At 58.3% G+C, this 15816-nt stretch carries 16 protein-coding genes; 7 read left to right on the top strand and 9 right to left on the bottom strand.

Annotated features, from left to right (window positions below; genetic code table 11):
- Nucleotides 1–20: 20 nt before the first annotated feature.
- Together WBR25_RS07675 and arsC are read right to left on the bottom strand one after the other, a co-directional pair.
- Nucleotides 21–404, bottom strand: a complete 384-nt coding sequence (locus WBR25_RS07675) for a DUF2069 domain-containing protein (RefSeq protein ID WP_005344724.1) — start codon at nt 402–404, stop codon at nt 21–23.
- On the bottom strand, nt 401–751 hold the full coding sequence (arsC, locus tag WBR25_RS07670; protein ID WP_479749654.1) for an arsenate reductase (glutaredoxin): 351 nt from the start codon (nt 749–751) through the stop codon (nt 401–403). Before arsC ends, WBR25_RS07675 begins: the two co-directional genes overlap by 4 nt.
- Before the next feature lie 60 nt (nt 752–811).
- Between arsC and WBR25_RS07665 the strand changes: the two genes are divergently transcribed.
- Nucleotides 812–1294 (top strand): TlpA family protein disulfide reductase, encoded by a 483-nt coding sequence (locus WBR25_RS07665; protein WP_279486932.1) that lies wholly within the window; start codon nt 812–814, stop codon nt 1292–1294.
- A 90-nt stretch (nt 1295–1384) separates the two neighbouring features.
- On the opposite strand, the gene bepA is transcribed toward WBR25_RS07665, so the two are convergent.
- A complete protein-coding gene (gene bepA / locus WBR25_RS07660) occupies nt 1385–2839 on the bottom strand; it encodes a beta-barrel assembly-enhancing protease (protein ID WP_005333848.1) in 1455 nt (484 codons plus the stop codon).
- 121 nt (nt 2840–2960) lie between these two features.
- Here bepA and WBR25_RS07655 point away from each other — a divergent pair, with 121 nt between their 5' ends.
- Genes WBR25_RS07655 through WBR25_RS07645 form a run of 3 tightly spaced genes read left to right on the top strand, consistent with a single transcriptional unit; the run spans nt 2961 to nt 5132 of the window.
- The gene (locus WBR25_RS07655) at nt 2961–3194 is read left to right on the top strand and encodes a sulfurtransferase TusA family protein (protein ID WP_005361432.1); all 234 of its coding nucleotides are present in this window, start codon (nt 2961–2963) and stop codon (nt 3192–3194) included.
- Nucleotides 3195–3219: 25 nt separating this feature from the next.
- Complete coding sequence (locus tag WBR25_RS07650) at nt 3220–4290, top strand: AI-2E family transporter (RefSeq protein ID WP_005333851.1); 1071 nt, start codon at nt 3220–3222, stop codon at nt 4288–4290.
- 35 nt (nt 4291–4325) lie between these two features.
- Complete coding sequence (locus tag WBR25_RS07645) at nt 4326–5132, top strand: MipA/OmpV family protein (RefSeq protein WP_019445368.1); 807 nt, start codon at nt 4326–4328, stop codon at nt 5130–5132.
- A 114-nt stretch (nt 5133–5246) separates the two neighbouring features.
- Here WBR25_RS07645 and WBR25_RS07640 read toward each other — a convergent pair whose 3' ends face one another.
- Nucleotides 5247–6047, bottom strand: a complete 801-nt coding sequence (locus tag WBR25_RS07640; RefSeq protein ID WP_274160390.1) for an alpha/beta fold hydrolase — start codon at nt 6045–6047, stop codon at nt 5247–5249.
- Nucleotides 6048–6175: 128 nt separating this feature from the next.
- Here WBR25_RS07640 and ppk2 point away from each other — a divergent pair, with 128 nt between their 5' ends.
- On the top strand, nt 6176–6991 hold the full coding sequence (gene ppk2, locus WBR25_RS07635; protein ID WP_005361444.1) for a polyphosphate kinase 2: 816 nt from the start codon (nt 6176–6178) through the stop codon (nt 6989–6991).
- 112 nt (nt 6992–7103) lie between these two features.
- Here the strand turns inward: ppk2 and WBR25_RS07630 are convergent, their stop codons facing one another.
- The 5 genes from WBR25_RS07630 to yejK all read right to left on the bottom strand — a co-directional run bounded on the left by WBR25_RS07630 (nt 7104) and on the right by yejK (nt 13579).
- Complete coding sequence (locus tag WBR25_RS07630; RefSeq protein ID WP_005333867.1) at nt 7104–8240, bottom strand: ABC transporter ATP-binding protein; 1137 nt, start codon at nt 8238–8240, stop codon at nt 7104–7106.
- Between the two features lie 68 nt (nt 8241–8308).
- Entirely contained in the window at nt 8309–9199 is an 891-nt protein-coding gene (gene malG, locus WBR25_RS07625; RefSeq protein ID WP_005333868.1) for a maltose ABC transporter permease MalG, read from the bottom strand.
- A gap of 12 nt (nt 9200–9211) precedes the next feature.
- The gene (gene malF, locus WBR25_RS07620; RefSeq protein WP_279486928.1) at nt 9212–10864 is read right to left on the bottom strand and encodes a maltose ABC transporter permease MalF; all 1653 of its coding nucleotides are present in this window, start codon (nt 10862–10864) and stop codon (nt 9212–9214) included.
- Nucleotides 10865–10939: 75 nt separating this feature from the next.
- The gene (gene malE, locus WBR25_RS07615; RefSeq protein WP_005333871.1) at nt 10940–12121 is read right to left on the bottom strand and encodes a maltose/maltodextrin ABC transporter substrate-binding protein MalE; all 1182 of its coding nucleotides are present in this window, start codon (nt 12119–12121) and stop codon (nt 10940–10942) included.
- A 408-nt stretch (nt 12122–12529) separates the two neighbouring features.
- Complete coding sequence (gene yejK / locus WBR25_RS07610) at nt 12530–13579, bottom strand: nucleoid-associated protein YejK (protein WP_005333872.1); 1050 nt, start codon at nt 13577–13579, stop codon at nt 12530–12532.
- Between the two features lie 73 nt (nt 13580–13652).
- On the opposite strand from yejK, the gene WBR25_RS07605 reads away from it, so the two are divergent.
- Together WBR25_RS07605 and WBR25_RS07600 are read left to right on the top strand one after the other, a co-directional pair.
- Nucleotides 13653–13880 carry a YejL family protein gene (locus WBR25_RS07605; RefSeq protein ID WP_005333874.1) on the top strand — a complete coding sequence of 76 codons (228 nt, stop codon included), beginning with the start codon at nt 13653–13655 and terminating at the stop codon, nt 13878–13880.
- 47 nt (nt 13881–13927) lie between these two features.
- Nucleotides 13928–15778 carry a DUF3413 domain-containing protein gene (locus tag WBR25_RS07600; protein WP_042053125.1) on the top strand — a complete coding sequence of 617 codons (1851 nt, stop codon included), beginning with the start codon at nt 13928–13930 and terminating at the stop codon, nt 15776–15778.
- Nucleotides 15779–15816: the final 38 nt, after the last annotated feature.

Genomic DNA, 15816 nt, shown 5'->3' with positions numbered 1-15816 from the left:
CCCTTGCGGGGCGTTTGTCATCAGTTGGCTTCATCTTTCTTTTTGCGAATGCTTAAGCCAAGTTCCCGACCACGCAGTCGGGCGTAATAGATGGTGCCGACAAAGGCGATAGTGGTGAAGACCAGCTCCACCACCGCCAGCCACCGCTCCCCCTCATCCGTGGTGATCAGGGTGAGGGCGTGGAGGAAATAGGGCATCAACACGAAGTTGCCCCAGGCGTGGGTGTAGGGGTTGCCCTGCACTATCCCCTTGAGAGGGAAGAGCAGCGGCACCGTCCAGATCACCGGCAGCAGCCAGGGGTTGAGGTCCGGATGGGGCGACAGCCACAGATGCCAGAGGATGACCCAGCCCAGCAGACCAAAGAAGCCGACCAGAGTCAGCCAACGTGCGAAGCGGGTGCTCACTTGAGGATCTCCAGCACCTGCTCCGGCGGGCGACCAATACGGGCCTGACCATTCTTGATGACGATGGGGCGGTCGATCAGCTTGGGATGCTGGTGCATGGCGCGGATGAGGGCATCACCGCTGACATCGGCCAATCCCAGCTCCTTGTAGAGATCCTCCTTGGTGCGCATCAGCTGGCGGGGATCGTTAAAACCAAGCAGAGAGAGCAGGTTGCGGATCTCATCTTCGCTCGGGGCCTGCTCCAGATAGAGCACCACATCAGGGGCGATCCCGTGCTGTTCCAGCAGGGCCAGGGTTTCGCGACTCTTGGAGCAGCGCGGATTGTGGTAGATTTGGGTCTCGCTCATGGTAACTCCCTGATTAATCGCAAGATGGGATTAGAAACGGCGCTATTGTAGGGGAAAGTGATGGTCAGGGTAAGCAGCAGTGGAAAGGAATTGAAACGAATTTGTTGGCTGATTGTGGTGGGCCTGCTGGGCGCCTGCACACCCGCCCCCGAATTTACCGATGCAACAGGGCAGCCGGTTAGCCTGCGCCACTTTGCCGGCAAGCCGCTGCTGATCAACTACTTCGCCCCCTGGTGCGCCCCCTGCCTGCGGGAGATGCCGCACCTCAACGCGCTGGCGGCAGAAGGCCAGATCACAGTGGTGGCCATCAACTACGACCCGACCACGCCAGCAGAGCTGGACAAGCTGGCTGCGCAGTACCACATCAAGGTGCCGCTCCTTATTGCCAATGAAGATGCCAGGCTCCCCTTCCCTCGCCCAAGCGGCCTGCCCACCAGCTACCTGCTCGATAGCGAGGGCAAGCTCAAGCAGACGCTGGTCGGCGAGCTCGACCAGCAGCAGATCGAGATGCTCAAGGCGACCGCCAGCGGCATGAGTCACTAGCCCATCGCTGCTATCACCGTCCCCCACATCAACGCCACCGCCATAAACAACAAGGGCGCACCATAGTGCGCCCTTGTTTGATAGGTTTCGTTAGCCCTTGAGGCTGTCGAGATCCTTCTTGGCCCGCTCCAGCTCGGTGATGCGCGCCTCCAGACGAGCCAGGGTCATCCGGTCGCTGGTGGTACCGCGCGCCACGATCAGCTCGTCGATGGCCGCCTGATAATCCCCGCGCAGCGCGAGCATTTCGGCCCGCGCCATATGCAGCTCGGTCATTCTACCCGCCTTGCGATAGGCATCGGCCAGCAGGTTCCAGGCCAGATTGTTCTCCTCATGGGCACGGGCATAGGGGTCAAGGATGGCGATGGACTTCTTGTAGTTGCCGCTCTCGAGATAGGCGTTGCCGAGGTTGACCACCACCACTTCGTTGTCCGGCATCCGGCTGCGGAACTTCTCGAGGCGCGCGATGGCCTGGGCACTGCGCCCCTTGGCCAGATCGATGTCGGTCTGGGCATCGACGATAAAGAGATCTTCCGGATGACGGGCCGCCAGCTCCTGCATCAGGGTATCAGCCTCGTCGGTGCGCTTGAGCTGGATCAGCGCCAGCGCCTTGCCATAGATGGCGGCATCCTTGAGCGGATAATCCCCCTTCTGGATCCGGCTATCGAAGTAGCTCAGCAGCCCCTGCGGGGTATCGGTACCAAAACGCACCTGAATCCGCACCTTGGCCAGCCAGAAGTCGAGACTGGGCGGCAAGTCGCGGCGACCATAGCTACCCGCCCGAGCGCGGGCCTCGCTGATCCGGGTCTCCGGCAGCGGGTGAGTGAGCAGCATCTCCGGCGGCTTGCTGGCGTAACGGTATTCGGCAGCCAGTTTCTGGAAGAAGTTGGCCATCCCCATGGGATCGAAACCGGCATCATAGAGGGTCTTCATGCCGATGCGATCCGCTTCATATTCGTTGTCGCGGGTGTAGTTGATGGCCGACTGCATGGAGAGACCCAGCGTGGTCTGCAACGCAGCGATACCGGCAGTCGGGTTGATCACCGCCAGCGCGATGGAGCCCACCAGACCGGCCAGGGTCACCGCCGAGCTGCTCGCCTGCGCTTCCATATAACGGGCGATATGGCGCTGGGTCACGTGAGTGATTTCGTGGGCCAGTACCGAGGCCAGCTCGCTCTCGCTGTCGGCGTAGAGGAAGAGGCCGGTGTGCACCTTGACTCGCCCGCCGAGGAAGGCGGCCGCGTTGATGCTGGGATCATTGATGAGGAAGAAGGTAAACGGGAAACGCACCCCATCGGCGTTGGTCAGCAGTCGCTGACCCAGATCGTCAATGTATTGGCTCAGCACTGGATCATCGATGATCGGCAGACCCGCACGGGCAAAGCGCATAAAAGCGTTGCCGTAACGCACTTCCTGCTCGATGGGCAGGGCAGCAACCCCGGCCGTGCCGATGTCGGGAAGCTGATTGTTGGCCTCGGCATGAAACGTGGCGCCCATCAGGGAAGCCAGCAGGGGAAGCGATGCCATCAGGGGGGAAAAACGTGCCACGTTATCTCTATCTCCATCAGAAAGGGCCTCGGCAGAATACCCTTGCCCATCAAGGGCTACAAGCGTTGTTTCATGCTCTTATCACGGCCATAATAGCGGCCACCTGCATGATGGAGCCCCCATGGAAATTCTCGACCTAACCCCCTGGCGTTGCCCCGAGCCGCTGATCCGGCTCAAGCTCTGGTTAAGGGGGGCCAAAAGCGGTCAAACCGTCACCATCCGGCTGGCCGATGCGGGCTCCCGGCAGGATATTCCGGCCTATCTGCACCGTCAGGGCCACCATGTCGAGATGCAGCAACAACCGGACAATACCCTCTCTTTGCAGTTGGTTGTCGGGGCGAAACAGCCATCTTGAGCCCCAGTGATGTAAGGATGCCGTCATGTTAGAAGTATTGAAGCGCTGGTATCAGACCCGTTTTTCCGATCCCGATGCCGTTACCCTTTTCCTGTTGCTGGTGTTCTGCTTCACCATCATCTGGCTGTTTGGCGATCTGCTGGCCCCCCTGCTGGTGGCGCTGGTAATGGCCTATCTGCTGGAGTGGCCGGTCGCCCGGCTGCAAAAAGCGGGGCTGTCGCGCACCCTGGCCACCAGCGTCATTCTGATCCTCTTTATTGCGGTAGCAGTCGCCTCCTTGCTGGGTCTTATCCCGACGCTGGTCAGTCAGGGGATCAATCTGGCCAAAGAGGCGCCGGCCATGCTGACCCACGCTCAGGATTATGTCCGCACCCTGCCTGACAAATACCCCGAGCTCATCGACGTCAGTCTGGTGGAGACCGTCATAGACAATATTCGCCAGCGCATCCTCAGTGGCGGCGAGCATCTGGTAAGCGCCTCCCTCAGTTCGCTGGTCAACGTAGTCGCCATCATGATCTACCTCATTCTGGTGCCGCTGATGGTCTTCTTTATGCTCAAGGACAAGCGGGTCTTGATGGGCAGCCTGCGCCGCTTCCTGCCGCGCAACCGCACCCTGGTCAACCGGGTGTGGGTCGAGATGAACAACCAGATCATCAACTACATCCGCGGCAAGGTGATCGAGATCCTCATCGTCGGCATCGCCACCTATGTCCCCTTCGCCCTGATGGGATTGCGCTACTCGGTGCTGCTGGCGGTCGCGGTCGGCTTCTCGGTGCTGATCCCCTATATCGGCGCTGCCGTGGTGACGGTTCCGGTCGCCATGGTGGCCCTGTTCCAGTGGGGGCTCACCCCCGAGTTCGCCTGGCTGATGGTAGCTTATCTGGTCATTCAGGCCCTCGATGGCAACCTGCTGGTGCCGGTGCTCTTCTCGGAAGCGGTCAACCTCCATCCGGTGGCCATCATCATCGCCGTGCTGGTCTTCGGCGGCTTGTGGGGATTCTGGGGAGTCTTCTTCGCCATTCCCCTCGCCACCCTGGTCAAGGCGGTGATCAATGCCTGGCCAAAACGCGAAGAGATGCCCGGTGCCGCAAAATAACCTGCTTCCCCTGCAATCGTGACAACGGAGTGTCCATGACCTTTTTTCGTCAAATCAGAGCGGCAGGGCTGACGGCCCTGCTCCTCGCTGCCGCCATGCCAGCGCGTGCCGATATCGATCTTGGCGCCATGGATCTGCTCACCAGCGACAGCCCTACCAGCCCGGTGCCACAGGGCTTTGTCGCCGGAGCGGCGCTCATCGGGGGACAGGCCCGTTATGAAGCGCAGGACAACGCCCTCTACGCCATCCCCGGCTTTATCTATTTTGGCGACCAGTTCATGTTTCTGGGGGATCGGGCCCGCTACTACTTCCACAAGGATGAGAACGTCGCCCTCTACGGCTATGGCCGGGTCCGTTTTGGCAATCTGGATCCCGAGGATTCTCCAGCCTTTACTGGCATGGAGCAGCGAAAATGGCAGCTGGAAGGCGGGATCGGTGGCAACATCATCACCCCCTACGCCCTGCTGACCGTGCGTGCCAACAGCGATGTCACCGGCCGCAGCAAGGGACAGGAGCTGCTGCTGTGGGCCGACTTCCCCATCCTGCGCGACAACCTGCTGATCATGCCGGGGATGGGGCTGATGCTGCGCAGCGACAAGATGGCCAACTACTACTTCGGCGGCATCTCCGAGAGCGAGGCGACTGCCCAGCGGCCTGCTTGGGATACCGGTACCACCCTCTCCCCGATGACGGCCCTCATCACCAGTTACCGCTTCAGCCCCAACTGGATTGGCATGTTTGCCATGAACTACGAATGGTATGATCGGGACATCAAAAACAGCCCCATCGTCCAGCACGATGGCGAACTTTATGCGGGTTTTGCGCTGGGCTATATCTGGTAACAGTTATGAGTCTTGAACCGTGAGACACGACCAAACAAAAGGGAGCCCTTGGCTCCCTTTTTCACGGCCATCATCAGGCTGGTAGTACAGCCTGCTCAGGCCACCAATTCAGGCTTACAGCGCCGCCAGAAACCCGGCCAGCTGCTGATTGACGAAGGCCGGATTTTCCAGCGATGAGATATGGCCAGCCATCGGGATCTCCTTGAACGGGCAACCCAGCACCTCGGCCATCAGATAGCCCTCCAGCACCGGACGGGCCTTGTCTTCGCAGCCGGTCATCACCAGTGCGGGAGTGGTGATCTCCTCCAGCCACTCGATACGATCTTCGCGGGTCACAAAGCTGCGGCCCACCGCCACCATGGCGGCAATCTTCTCGTTTGGCCAGGCGGCCAGACGCGCCTTGAAATCGGCCAGCAAGTCGGCATCGGGCTGGTTGGCAAAGAAGATAGGCGCCACCTGTTCGATGATGGGTGCAGGAATTGAACCAAGCTGCTCGATCGCAGCGAGCATGCCGAGGTAGCGCTCGCAGGTGATCTGCGGTTCCAGGCCGACAAAACTGTCCATCAGCACCAGACCCTTGAGGCGGTTTGGCACCATGCGCGCCAGCTCAACCCCCCACATGCCGCCGATGGAGAGGCCCACCAACACGAACTCGTCAACCCCGAGGGCATCGAGCAGAGCCAGGTGATCCCGCGCCAGAGTCGCCAGGGTGCAGCCACCTTCGGGGAGCAGGTCGGAATCACCGTGGCCCCACAGCTCGGGAACGATGCAGCGATAGCTGCCCTTGAGCGCCTCGATTTGCGGCGCCCACATGGCGCTGTCCCACAGATAGCTGTGACCAAACAGCAGTACCGGCCCTTGCCCTTCGTCCAGATAGGCCATCCGGCGGCCCGCTATCTCCATAAAATGCTTCATATTATCTCCTGTTGCCAGCGATGGGCGGGCAGTGTATCACGTCCCCCTTGGCAGGTGACGCCTCCCTGGTGCAAGCTGACAGTGACTCAAAGAAGTCACCCATGAAAGGATGCCAAAAGGAGAAGCCCATGGCGAAGGAGAAGAGCAAGAAGCGGCCACGTCTGGACAAGAAGTGCTACGAGCACCACCTTGCCCATCTGCAGGAGGAGCTGGTCAAACTGCAGGAGTGGGTCAAGCAGGAGGGGTTAAAGGTAGTGGTACTGTTCGAGGGACGGGACGCCGCCGGTAAAGGAGGCGTCATCAAGGCGATCACCGAGCCGCTCAACCCCCGGGTCTGCCGGGTCACGGCGCTGCCCGCCCCCTCCGATCGGGAGCGCTCCCAGTGGTACTTTCAGCGTTATGTGGCCCACCTGCCCGCCGCTGGCGAGATGGTGCTGTTTGACCGCTCCTGGTACAACCGGGCCGGAGTCGAGCGGGTGATGGGATTTTGCAGCGACGCCGAGTATCGCGAGTTTCTGCGCGCCTGCCCCGAGTTTGAGCGGATGCTGATCCGCTCCGGCATCACCCTGATCAAATACTGGTTCTCGGTCAGTGACGAGGAGCAGGAGAAGCGCTTTAAAGAGCGGATCAACACCCCCATCAAGCGCTGGAAATTCAGCCCGATGGATTTGCAATCCCGCTCGCGCTGGGTGGAGTACTCCCGCGCCAAGGATGACATGTTCACCTACACCGACACCGAGGATTGCCCCTGGTTCGTGGTAGAGGCGGACGACAAACGCCGTGCCCGCCTCAACTGCATCGCCCATCTGCTGAGCAAGGTGCCCTACGAGGCGATCCACTACGAGCCTATCAAGCTCCCCCCCATCAAGACCGAAGGGTATGAGCGCCCGCCGCTGGCCAGCCAGACCTTTGTGCCCGATATTACCGCCGAACTCGAGGCTTGAACCGGGTTACCTTGCCTATCTGCATGTTCAAATCGCAGGCAATAAAAAGCCGGTCTGACGACCGGCAAAAAGGCATTGATTATTAAGAAAGGAAAACCGGCACAACAAAAAATCAGGTACGGATATATTTGGCGGTACGGGGGAACGCCTGCTCCTTGGCATCGAACAGGTAGCAGGCTTCGGCCGGGATACCCACGCTGTAGGTCTGACCGGTCGCCACATCCACATCCGAGGTAGCCTTGACGGTAAAGTCGTGACCATCCACATCCATATAAACGAAAGACTCGGCGCCCAGGTGCTCGGCCACCTGCACGATCCCGCTCACCTTGCTGTGCGCATGGGGGTGATCCAGCGGCATCAGGTGCTCGGGGCGAATGCCCAGCTCCACCTTGTCACCCACAGCGCCACTGCGGGCATCGACCCGGGCACGCACGGTATCGCCAGAGGTCAACTTGACCAGGCACTCCTGCTCGCCAATCTCCAGCAACTCGCCCGCCAGGAAGTTCATCTTGGGAGAGCCGATAAAGCCCGCCACGAACTTGTTGTCCGGGTTGTGGTAGAGATCCAGCGGTGAACCGAACTGTTCCAGGTTGGTGGCAGCTTCGGCCTTGAGCGGGCTCAGCACCACAATCTTGTCGGCCAGGGTCATCGCTTCCACCTGATCGTGGGTCACGTAGATGATGGTGGAGTTAAGCTCCTTGTGCAGCTTGGCGATCTCGATCCGCATCTTGACCCGCAGCGCCGCATCCAGGTTGGAGAGCGGTTCGTCAAACAGAAACACCTGCGGCTGCTGCACGATGGAGCGACCGATGGCGACCCGCTGACGCTGACCACCGGAGAGCGCCTTGGGCTTTCTGTCCAGCAGCGGCTCAAGACCCAGGATCTCGGCGGCACGCATCACCCGCTTGTGGATGTTCTCCTTGTCCATTTTCTTGAGCTTCAGACCAAAGGCCATGTTCTCGTAGATGTTCATATGCGGATAAAGGGCGTAGGACTGGAACACCATACCGACGTTGCGCTCTACCGGCGGCACGTCGTTCATGTAGCGACCGCCGATGGTCAGCTCACCGCTGGTGATGTCTTCCAGACCCGCGATCATCCGCAGCAGGGTGGATTTACCGCAGCCGGACGGGCCGACGAAGACAATGAACTCCCCTTCCTTGATGGAGAGGTTGATGTTGCGCAGGGTGTCCTTGTGAACAGCCGGATCGTAATTTTTGCGAACGTTGTTGAGTACTACTTCAGCCATGACGAGCTCCGCTCTTGAATCTTTGCAAATCGTGATAGCGGGGGGAGTCAGCTCCCCCGGCCATAAACTTAACCTTTCACACCACCAGCAGTCAGACCGCCAACCAACCAGCGCTGTGCCAGCAGGAACACCACAGTGATGGGGAAACCGGAGAGCACTGCGGCCGCCGCGAAATCACCCCACAGATAGTTCTGCGGATAGAGGTACTGCTGGGCCCCGACCGCCAGGGTCAGATTGTTCACATCCTGCAGCAGGATGGAGGCCATGGGCACCTCGGTAATGGAACCGATAAAGGCCAGAATAAACACTACCGCCAGGATGGGCACCGACAGAGGCAACAGGATCAGACGGAATGCCTGCCACGGGGTCGCCCCGTCGATGGCCGCCGCCTCCTCCAGGGAGGAGTCGATGGTCTCGAAGTAGCCCTTGATGGTCCAGACGTGGAGGGCAATCCCCCCCATGTACGCCAGGATCAGGCCACCGTGGGTGTTGAGACCCAGCCAGGGGATGTAGTCACCAATCTTGTTAAAGAGCGCGTAGATGGCTACCAGTGCCAGCACCGCCGGGAACATCTGGAAAATCAGCATGCCCTGCAGGATGGTGGACTTGCCACGAAAACGCAGGCGGGCAAAGGCGTAAGCACAGGTGGTGGAGAGCGTCACGATCATCAGGGCAGTGATGCCGGCGATCTTGATGGAGTTCCACAACCAGGTCAGCACCGGGAACGGCGGCGGCGTGATGCTGCCGTCGGCGTTGGTGATGGACATGCCCAGCGCCAGCTTCCAGTGATCCAGCGTCGGATTGGAGGGGATGATCTCCCCTACCGCGAAGTTACCGTTACGGAACGAGATGGCGATAACCATGATCAACGGGAAGATGATCAGCGCCAGGAAGCCCCACATGACCAGGTGGGTTGCCCACACCCGGTATTTGACTGATTTGGGTTGTACGATTGCCATGTTGAAGCCTCCTTACAGCTGCTTGTCGGCTTTGGACAATTTCAGGTTGAGCAGCGCCAGCGCACCTACGATGAGGAAGATAGCTGTGGCGATGGCACTGGCCAGACCGTAGTCCTGACCACCCGATCCCTGGAACGCAATCCGGTAGGTATAACTCACCAGCAAGTCGGTGGTACCGGCCGGAGTGCTGGCGCCGATGATGTCGGGCGCACCGTTGGTCAACAACTGGATAAGCACGAAGTTGTTGAAGTTGAAGGCGAACGAGGCAATCAACAGCGGTGTCAGCGGCTTCATCAGCAGCGGCACGGTGATCTTGAAGAAGTTCTGTACCGGACCGGCACCATCCATGGCGGACGCTTCATAGAGATCTTCCGGAATGGCTTTGAGCAGGCCCATGCAGAGGATCATCATGTAGGGGTAGCCGAGCCAGGTGTTGACAATCAGGATCATCACCTTGGCCAGGAAGGGGTTGGTATACCAGTCCGGCTTGATGCCAAACGCCGCTTCCAGGAACATGTTGATCTCACCGAAGTTCTGGTTGAACAACCCCTTGAACACCAGGATGGAGATAAACGCCGGGATCGCGTAGGGCAGGATCAGCATGACCCGATAGAAACCGCGCCCCTTGAGCTCTTCCCACTGCACCAGACAGGCCAGCACCATGCCGATAGCCAGGGTGAAGGCGACAGAACAGGTTGAGAAGATCACAGTCCAGATGAAGATCTGCAGGAAGGGTGACTGGATGCCCGGATCGGTGACGATGCGCGCGAAGTTCTTCCAACCGACGCTCACCACAAAGCCCGGAGCAATCCCCTTGCCGACAAACTGACCCTGTTCGTCGATGTACTGATAGAAGCCGGTCTCGCCATTGGGCAGCATCAGCTCGCCATTCTGGGTATCACGCAGCAGGTTGCTGTCTTTGATCACCACGCCGGACTTGAGCACGGCACCATCCATCAAACGGGTGTAGTGCTGCTTCTGGGCGGCAAACTTGCGCAGGCTGCTCAGGGTCAGGTGGGTACCGCCATCCGGCAGCACCAGATCAAGGTCACTCAGGTGAGTACGATGCTCAACAATGGCGCGGATCGGTGCGACCTTGCTGTCCGCTTCGCCAGTGAAGGGCTGCAGCTCGACCACTTGCTGGGTGTTCTGCACACGGCCCTCGCGGGACGCCAGCTCACGGGCCTTATTGGTCATCAGGGAAACAGGTTGGCTGATAAAGGATTGATCATCCTGTGTCAGCAGCAGCTGGAACTGGCCGTTGTCGCCACCCAGCAGGGTAAAATCGAATTCACCGCCCGCCACCTTGTAGGTTTTCTTCAGGTGGTAGTCCCGCGCCTGCTCCACGGAGAGCAAGTTGGACCCCGAATAGTTGGTGAAGGCAATGCCAATGGTGTAGGCAAGAGGGAAGATGATAAACACAACCATGCCCGCAACACCCGGAAAGATGTAGCGATGGGCATAGGTCTTCTTGTTCATGAAGACATACAGACCGACGGAAACCACCACCAGATCCAGCAGCGCGAATACCCACTCGCCACTGGCGTACATCATCACGGCTGCGTAGCCGTTGAGGATGGCAACCAGGGCCGCTATGGTCCACTTAAGCCAGGTGTGCTTATCCTTCGGACCGGCATAGGACTCAACAGAAGGTACTACTTCCATGCCAATTAACCTTTATAACGCCAAGAGAGATTTGAGAGAGTGGGAGGCCATGACGGCCTCCCGGGTAGTGCGTGCTTACTGAACGATACGCTTGGCAGCGGTATCCAGTGCTTCGTCAACACCCTGACGACCGGAGGTCACGTTCTTGAGGGCAGTTTCGAAGGAAGACCAGAAACGGCTCATCTCGGGAACGGATGGCATCGGCTCGCCAGCCTGGGCGTTCAGCATGGTGGCCTTGATGTGCGGATCGGATTCCAGGGTCTTCTGGAAGGATTTCAGCGCAACGGCACCCAGCGGCTTGTCGGCGTTAACCGGCGCCAGACCGGCATCGGTCAGCAGGTAGTTTTCCAGGAACTCGATAGCCAGATCCTTGTTCGGGCTGGCAGCGTTGATGGTGGCACCCAGTACGCCAACGAAGGCTTTGGCTGGCTTGCCGTTCAGGGTCGGCAGCGGCGCTACGCCGTACTTGATGCCGCTCTTGTCCAGGTTGCTCCAGGCCCAGGGACCGTTGATCATCATGGCCACTTCGCCCTTGTTGAACTTGGCGTCCATCACACCGTAGTCGATGCCTTTTTCCAGGTGACCGGACTTGATCATCTCGGAGATGTAGCCCACGCCCATCTTGGCACCTGCGTTGTTCACGCCAGTATCTTTGACGTCATAACCGGTAGCGGTTTTCTTGAAGGCGTAACCACCGTTGGCAGCCACCAGCGGATAGCTGAAGTACGGGGTGTCATAAGCCCACATGATGGCGCGCTTGCCGTTTTTCTTCAGAGTCTCGTCAATCTTGGCGATCTCTTCGAAGGTTTTCGGCGGCTCGGGCAGCAGGTCTTTGTTATAGATCAGGCTGACCGCTTCCATGGCAACCGGGTAGCCATAGGTTTTGCCATCAACAGTCATGGCATCCCATGCCAGCTGTTCAAATTTGCCTTTGGTGGCAGCGTTCGGCGTTACCGGAACCAGCAAACCGGCTTTGACCCACTCACCGTAACGGTCGTGAGCCCAGAAGAAGATGTCCGGGCCGTTGCCAGTGGCGGCGGCTTGCTGGAATTTCACTTCAACCTGATCCGGGTGAGCCACAGTAACCTTGATGCCGGTTTCTGCTTCAAACTTCTTACCCACTTCAGCCAGACCGTTGTATCCCTTGTCACCGTTGATCCAGATGGTCAGCTGGCCTTCATCGATGGCAGCAGTAGCAGAGCAAGCGACGCCAAGAGTGGCCAGACCGATCAGGGATGACAGCAATTTCTTTTTCATGAGCCTTTCCTTGTATTAGTTCCGCGCTGTAAGAGCATTGTGTGCGAGATGAATATTATCCCAAGCGGCAAACGGCTCACATGACGCAACTCGCATTTTTGAAATGCAATTACGTATTTCCTTCCAGAAAGTTTTGAAAACATTTTCTTATTTCAGGGAATTACGGCCATTTATCGGCTTAATTCCAGACAACCACAGAATAATAATTACCAAAATGAAATAAAATTTCATGAATGAAAGGGTTTTCACCTCAATGAAAACCCTTTCAGGTGGTTTATTTTGTTTGATTTGTTAACAAAGTACCGCGCCAGTTTCGAGGTCTGCCCAGGCGCGATAAAAAAAGAGACCCCGCCGGGGCGGAGTCTCTTTTTGCCAGAAATGACGAGTTGATCACACTCGGGAGCATGACTACGACTGGCGCAGCAGCTGATCCTTGAGATTGGGCGGCACACCCTTGATGGTCAGGGTGTCGGTCTGAGGGTCGTAAAAGATCCGGCTGTTCAACAGCTTCTGCTCAAAGCTCAGAGTCAGACCGCCGCCGGAGCCGACAAACTTGGTCAAACCACGCAGGGTAGATCGATCCGCCGGGAAACGCTCTTCCAGCTCATACTCCTGACCGATAAAGCTGTAAAAATCGAGATCACCGTCGCCGGGCAATTCTGCAGACAGCTCCTTGATTTCGATCTCTTCACCGGCGCTCGCCTGTTCGGTGCAATATTTGAAGACCTGCTTTTTATAGTCATTGCGCTCGGTCGGTTCGAGCTGACGACTGTCGCAATAATCTTCGACCGCCTGAAGCAAGCCTTTATTTTGTACCTTGGCATCCATGCCCTCGCGGGCACCCAGCAGATCCATAAAGAAGTCGCCCAGTTTGCGACCAATGCGCCCCTTGCTGAAGGTGATATAGCGGCGCGAATCAGGTTGGGTTTTCCATTCGGTCAAATCAATGCGGGCCACCAGATTGAGTTTGCCGATATCCAGATACTGGATATGGCGTAATTCCAGCGCTTCGCTGACGGTGACGCTCTCCTTGCCCTCCAGCAGGGCAATCAGCAGATAATCGACCCCGACATAATTGTATTTGGCAAACAGCAGCACCCCTTGCTCATCGAGGGCGTGCTCCACCAGCTGCTTGACCAGCATCTGGGTCACGGTGACCGAGAAGGGAACGAATTCGGTCTGCTCGTCGAGCAGCTGTTCGAGGGCGATACGAAACGCGGGTGAAGGCTGCTTGGGAGCCTCTTCACCGTCGGCCAGCTCGGCGACGGCGGCCTCGGGGTCGGCAAAGAAGCCAAAGCCCTTGCCGCCCTTGCCGTTGTAGATCCGATGCAGTTCCGCCATCAGTCCCTGTACCGCCTCATCAGGGGGCAGGGTCTGGCTGCGGGTATCGGCGTGGGGTTGACCATCGCCGCCCTGGCGCAAGGAGTGAAGAATGATCTTGTCGATATCGAGACTCATGTCACAAAGCCATAGTGTTAGCCGAAAGGGTGAAGTATTATAAGGCGCTTTGAACCGAGATGAACTGAAGATTATGCCTATCGTATCAAAGTACAATAACGAGCAATTTGATGCCCTGATGAACGACCTGATCACCGCGCTGGAAAAGCATAAAGCGCCGGTGGATCTCAGCCTTATGGTGCTTGGCAATCTGACCACCAATATCATCAACGGTATGGCACCGGCCCAGCGCCAGGCCATCACTGAAAAGTTTGTCCAGGCCCTGACCGCATCGGTCGATAATCGCCACGACGCACACTGAGTCCCCGACTCTGTTGATTTGACGTTTCTCAACGCAGATGGATCACTATGGTCGAAACCGGTAACCCCTATCGTGATAATGTCTCTCGCCTGATCACCTGGGGGCATTGGTTCTCCTTCTTCAACATTATTCTGGCCATGCTCATCGCCACCCGTTATCTGGGTGCCATCAGCTGGCCATCGACCACGCTTGGCGTGATCTATCTCGTTGTAAGCTGGATTGGCCACTTCTCGTTTTTGAGTTTTGTCACCTACCTGTTGACGATCTTCCCGCTCAGCTTCGTGCTGCCCAAGGAGAAGTCGTTGCGGTTCATCTCGGCCATCATCGCTACCCTGGCGCTGGTGCTGCTGCTGATCGACACCCAGGTATTCCGGCTGTTCAAGTTCCACCTCAACAGTCAGGTATGGCAGTTGCTGCTGGATCAGGCGCAAACCGAAGAGGGCTCAATCTGGAGCATCATCTTCGTTGCCGTGCCCACCATCTTCCTGCTGCAACTGCTGCTGTCGGCCTATGTCTGGCGCAAGATCAACAAGCGCAAGCGCCGCCAGTACGGCAATCAGGTGGGGCTGGCCCTGCTGATCTGCTTTATTCTGACCCACGTGGTCAACAGCTGGGCGGATGCGACCCTCTATCAGCCGATCACCATGCAGAGAGCCAACTTCCCCCTCTCCTACCCCATGACGGCCCGCTCCTTCCTGGCCAAACATGGCTGGCTGGATCTGGATCAGTACGAGAAGCAGGCTGCTTCCCAGGGGGATAACAGCGACAGCCGGATGCACTATCCGCTGCGCCCGCTCAACGTCAACGCCCCCCTGACTCACAACAATCTGCTGATTGTGGTGGTCGACTCATTGCGTTTTGACATGCTCAACAACATCAACATGCCCAATCTGCAGCGCTATGCGGATCAGCATCTGACGTTCCGCAATCACCTGAGTGGTGGCAACGACGACCTGATGGGCATGTTCAGCCTCTTCTACGGGTTGCCCGGTCACTACTACAAGGACATCAGCAGCGACAAGCGTCCGCCGGTGCTGTTCGACGAGATGCTGCGCCAGGATTACCAGTTCGGGCTGTTCGGCGCGATGGAAGATGCCCAGAAGTATCGCAAGAGCATCCTCGCCGGTCTGCGCAAACAGGTGTTTGTCTCCGAACAGAGTGACGATGGCAAGCTGCTGACCGACTGGCAACAGTGGCTGGAGAAGCGCTCTCCCGAGCGTCCCTGGTTCTCGCTGGTCTATCTCTCGAGCCCCGGCGACTACCAGTTGCCCGCCACCATGAAGGGGCCGTTCCAACCGGAGCTCGCCAACTTCAATCCGGCGACCGCCTATCGGGCGGAGAACCTGCAAAAACTGGAGAACCGCTACAAGAACTCGGTCTTCTATACCGACCAGTTGCTTGAGCAGATGCTGACCAAATTGCAGTCGCAGGGGATGGACAGCAACACCATCGTCGTGATCACCTCCAACCATGGTCAGGAGTTCAACGACACCCGCAGCAACAGCTGGGGCGCAGGCAGCAACTACTCACCCTATCAGGTGCAGGTGCCGCTGGTACTGGCCTGGCCGGGGCGCGGCAGTGACGTTCGGGAACAACCAAGCAGCCATTTCGATCTGGCGCCGACCCTGATGCAGGGGATGCTGGGCGTGCGCAATCCGGCGCGCGATTACAGCGTTGGCCGCTCGCTGTTTGATACCAGCCCGCGCAACTGGCTGCTGGCCGGGGATCAGAACGACTTCGCCATCTATGAAGGGGAGACCATCACCCACTTCAACAAGCAGGGTGACTTCGAACTGCTGGAGCGCAACAGCTATCGCCCGATCAAGCACGGCACCCCGGATATGGGCGCCATGATCCAGGTGATGAACGAGCTGAACCGCTTCTATCGCAACCAGTGAAGCGCCCGTTGATGGCTTGATAGCATAAAAAACGCCCC

The sequence above is a fragment of the Aeromonas sp. MTB genome, from assembly GCF_056632455.1.
This window is presented reverse-complemented; position numbering and strand designations above follow the sequence as displayed.

What these genes read in the sequence shown, in the direction of transcription:
- malG (WP_005333868.1), bottom strand. Translation starts at nt 9,199, where the DNA reads ATGGCAATCGTACAACCCAAATCAGTCAAATACCGGGTGTGGGCAACC.
- WBR25_RS07655 (WP_005361432.1), top strand. Translation starts at nt 2,961, where the DNA reads ATGGAAATTCTCGACCTAACCCCCTGGCGTTGCCCCGAGCCGCTGATC.
- yejK (WP_005333872.1), bottom strand. Translation starts at nt 13,579, where the DNA reads ATGAGTCTCGATATCGACAAGATCATTCTTCACTCCTTGCGCCAGGGC.
- WBR25_RS07600 (WP_042053125.1), top strand. Translation starts at nt 13,928, where the DNA reads ATGGTCGAAACCGGTAACCCCTATCGTGATAATGTCTCTCGCCTGATC.
- malE (WP_005333871.1), bottom strand. Translation starts at nt 12,121, where the DNA reads ATGAAAAAGAAATTGCTGTCATCCCTGATCGGTCTGGCCACTCTTGGC.
- WBR25_RS07640 (WP_274160390.1), bottom strand. Translation starts at nt 6,047, where the DNA reads ATGAAGCATTTTATGGAGATAGCGGGCCGCCGGATGGCCTATCTGGAC.
- arsC (WP_479749654.1), bottom strand. Translation starts at nt 751, where the DNA reads ATGAGCGAGACCCAAATCTACCACAATCCGCGCTGCTCCAAGAGTCGC.
- malF (WP_279486928.1), bottom strand. Translation starts at nt 10,864, where the DNA reads ATGGAAGTAGTACCTTCTGTTGAGTCCTATGCCGGTCCGAAGGATAAG.
- WBR25_RS07605 (WP_005333874.1), top strand. Translation starts at nt 13,653, where the DNA reads ATGCCTATCGTATCAAAGTACAATAACGAGCAATTTGATGCCCTGATG.
- WBR25_RS07650 (WP_005333851.1), top strand. Translation starts at nt 3,220, where the DNA reads ATGTTAGAAGTATTGAAGCGCTGGTATCAGACCCGTTTTTCCGATCCC.
- WBR25_RS07645 (WP_019445368.1), top strand. Translation starts at nt 4,326, where the DNA reads ATGACCTTTTTTCGTCAAATCAGAGCGGCAGGGCTGACGGCCCTGCTC.
- WBR25_RS07665 (WP_279486932.1), top strand. Translation starts at nt 812, where the DNA reads ATGGTCAGGGTAAGCAGCAGTGGAAAGGAATTGAAACGAATTTGTTGG.
- ppk2 (WP_005361444.1), top strand. Translation starts at nt 6,176, where the DNA reads ATGGCGAAGGAGAAGAGCAAGAAGCGGCCACGTCTGGACAAGAAGTGC.
- WBR25_RS07630 (WP_005333867.1), bottom strand. Translation starts at nt 8,240, where the DNA reads ATGGCTGAAGTAGTACTCAACAACGTTCGCAAAAATTACGATCCGGCT.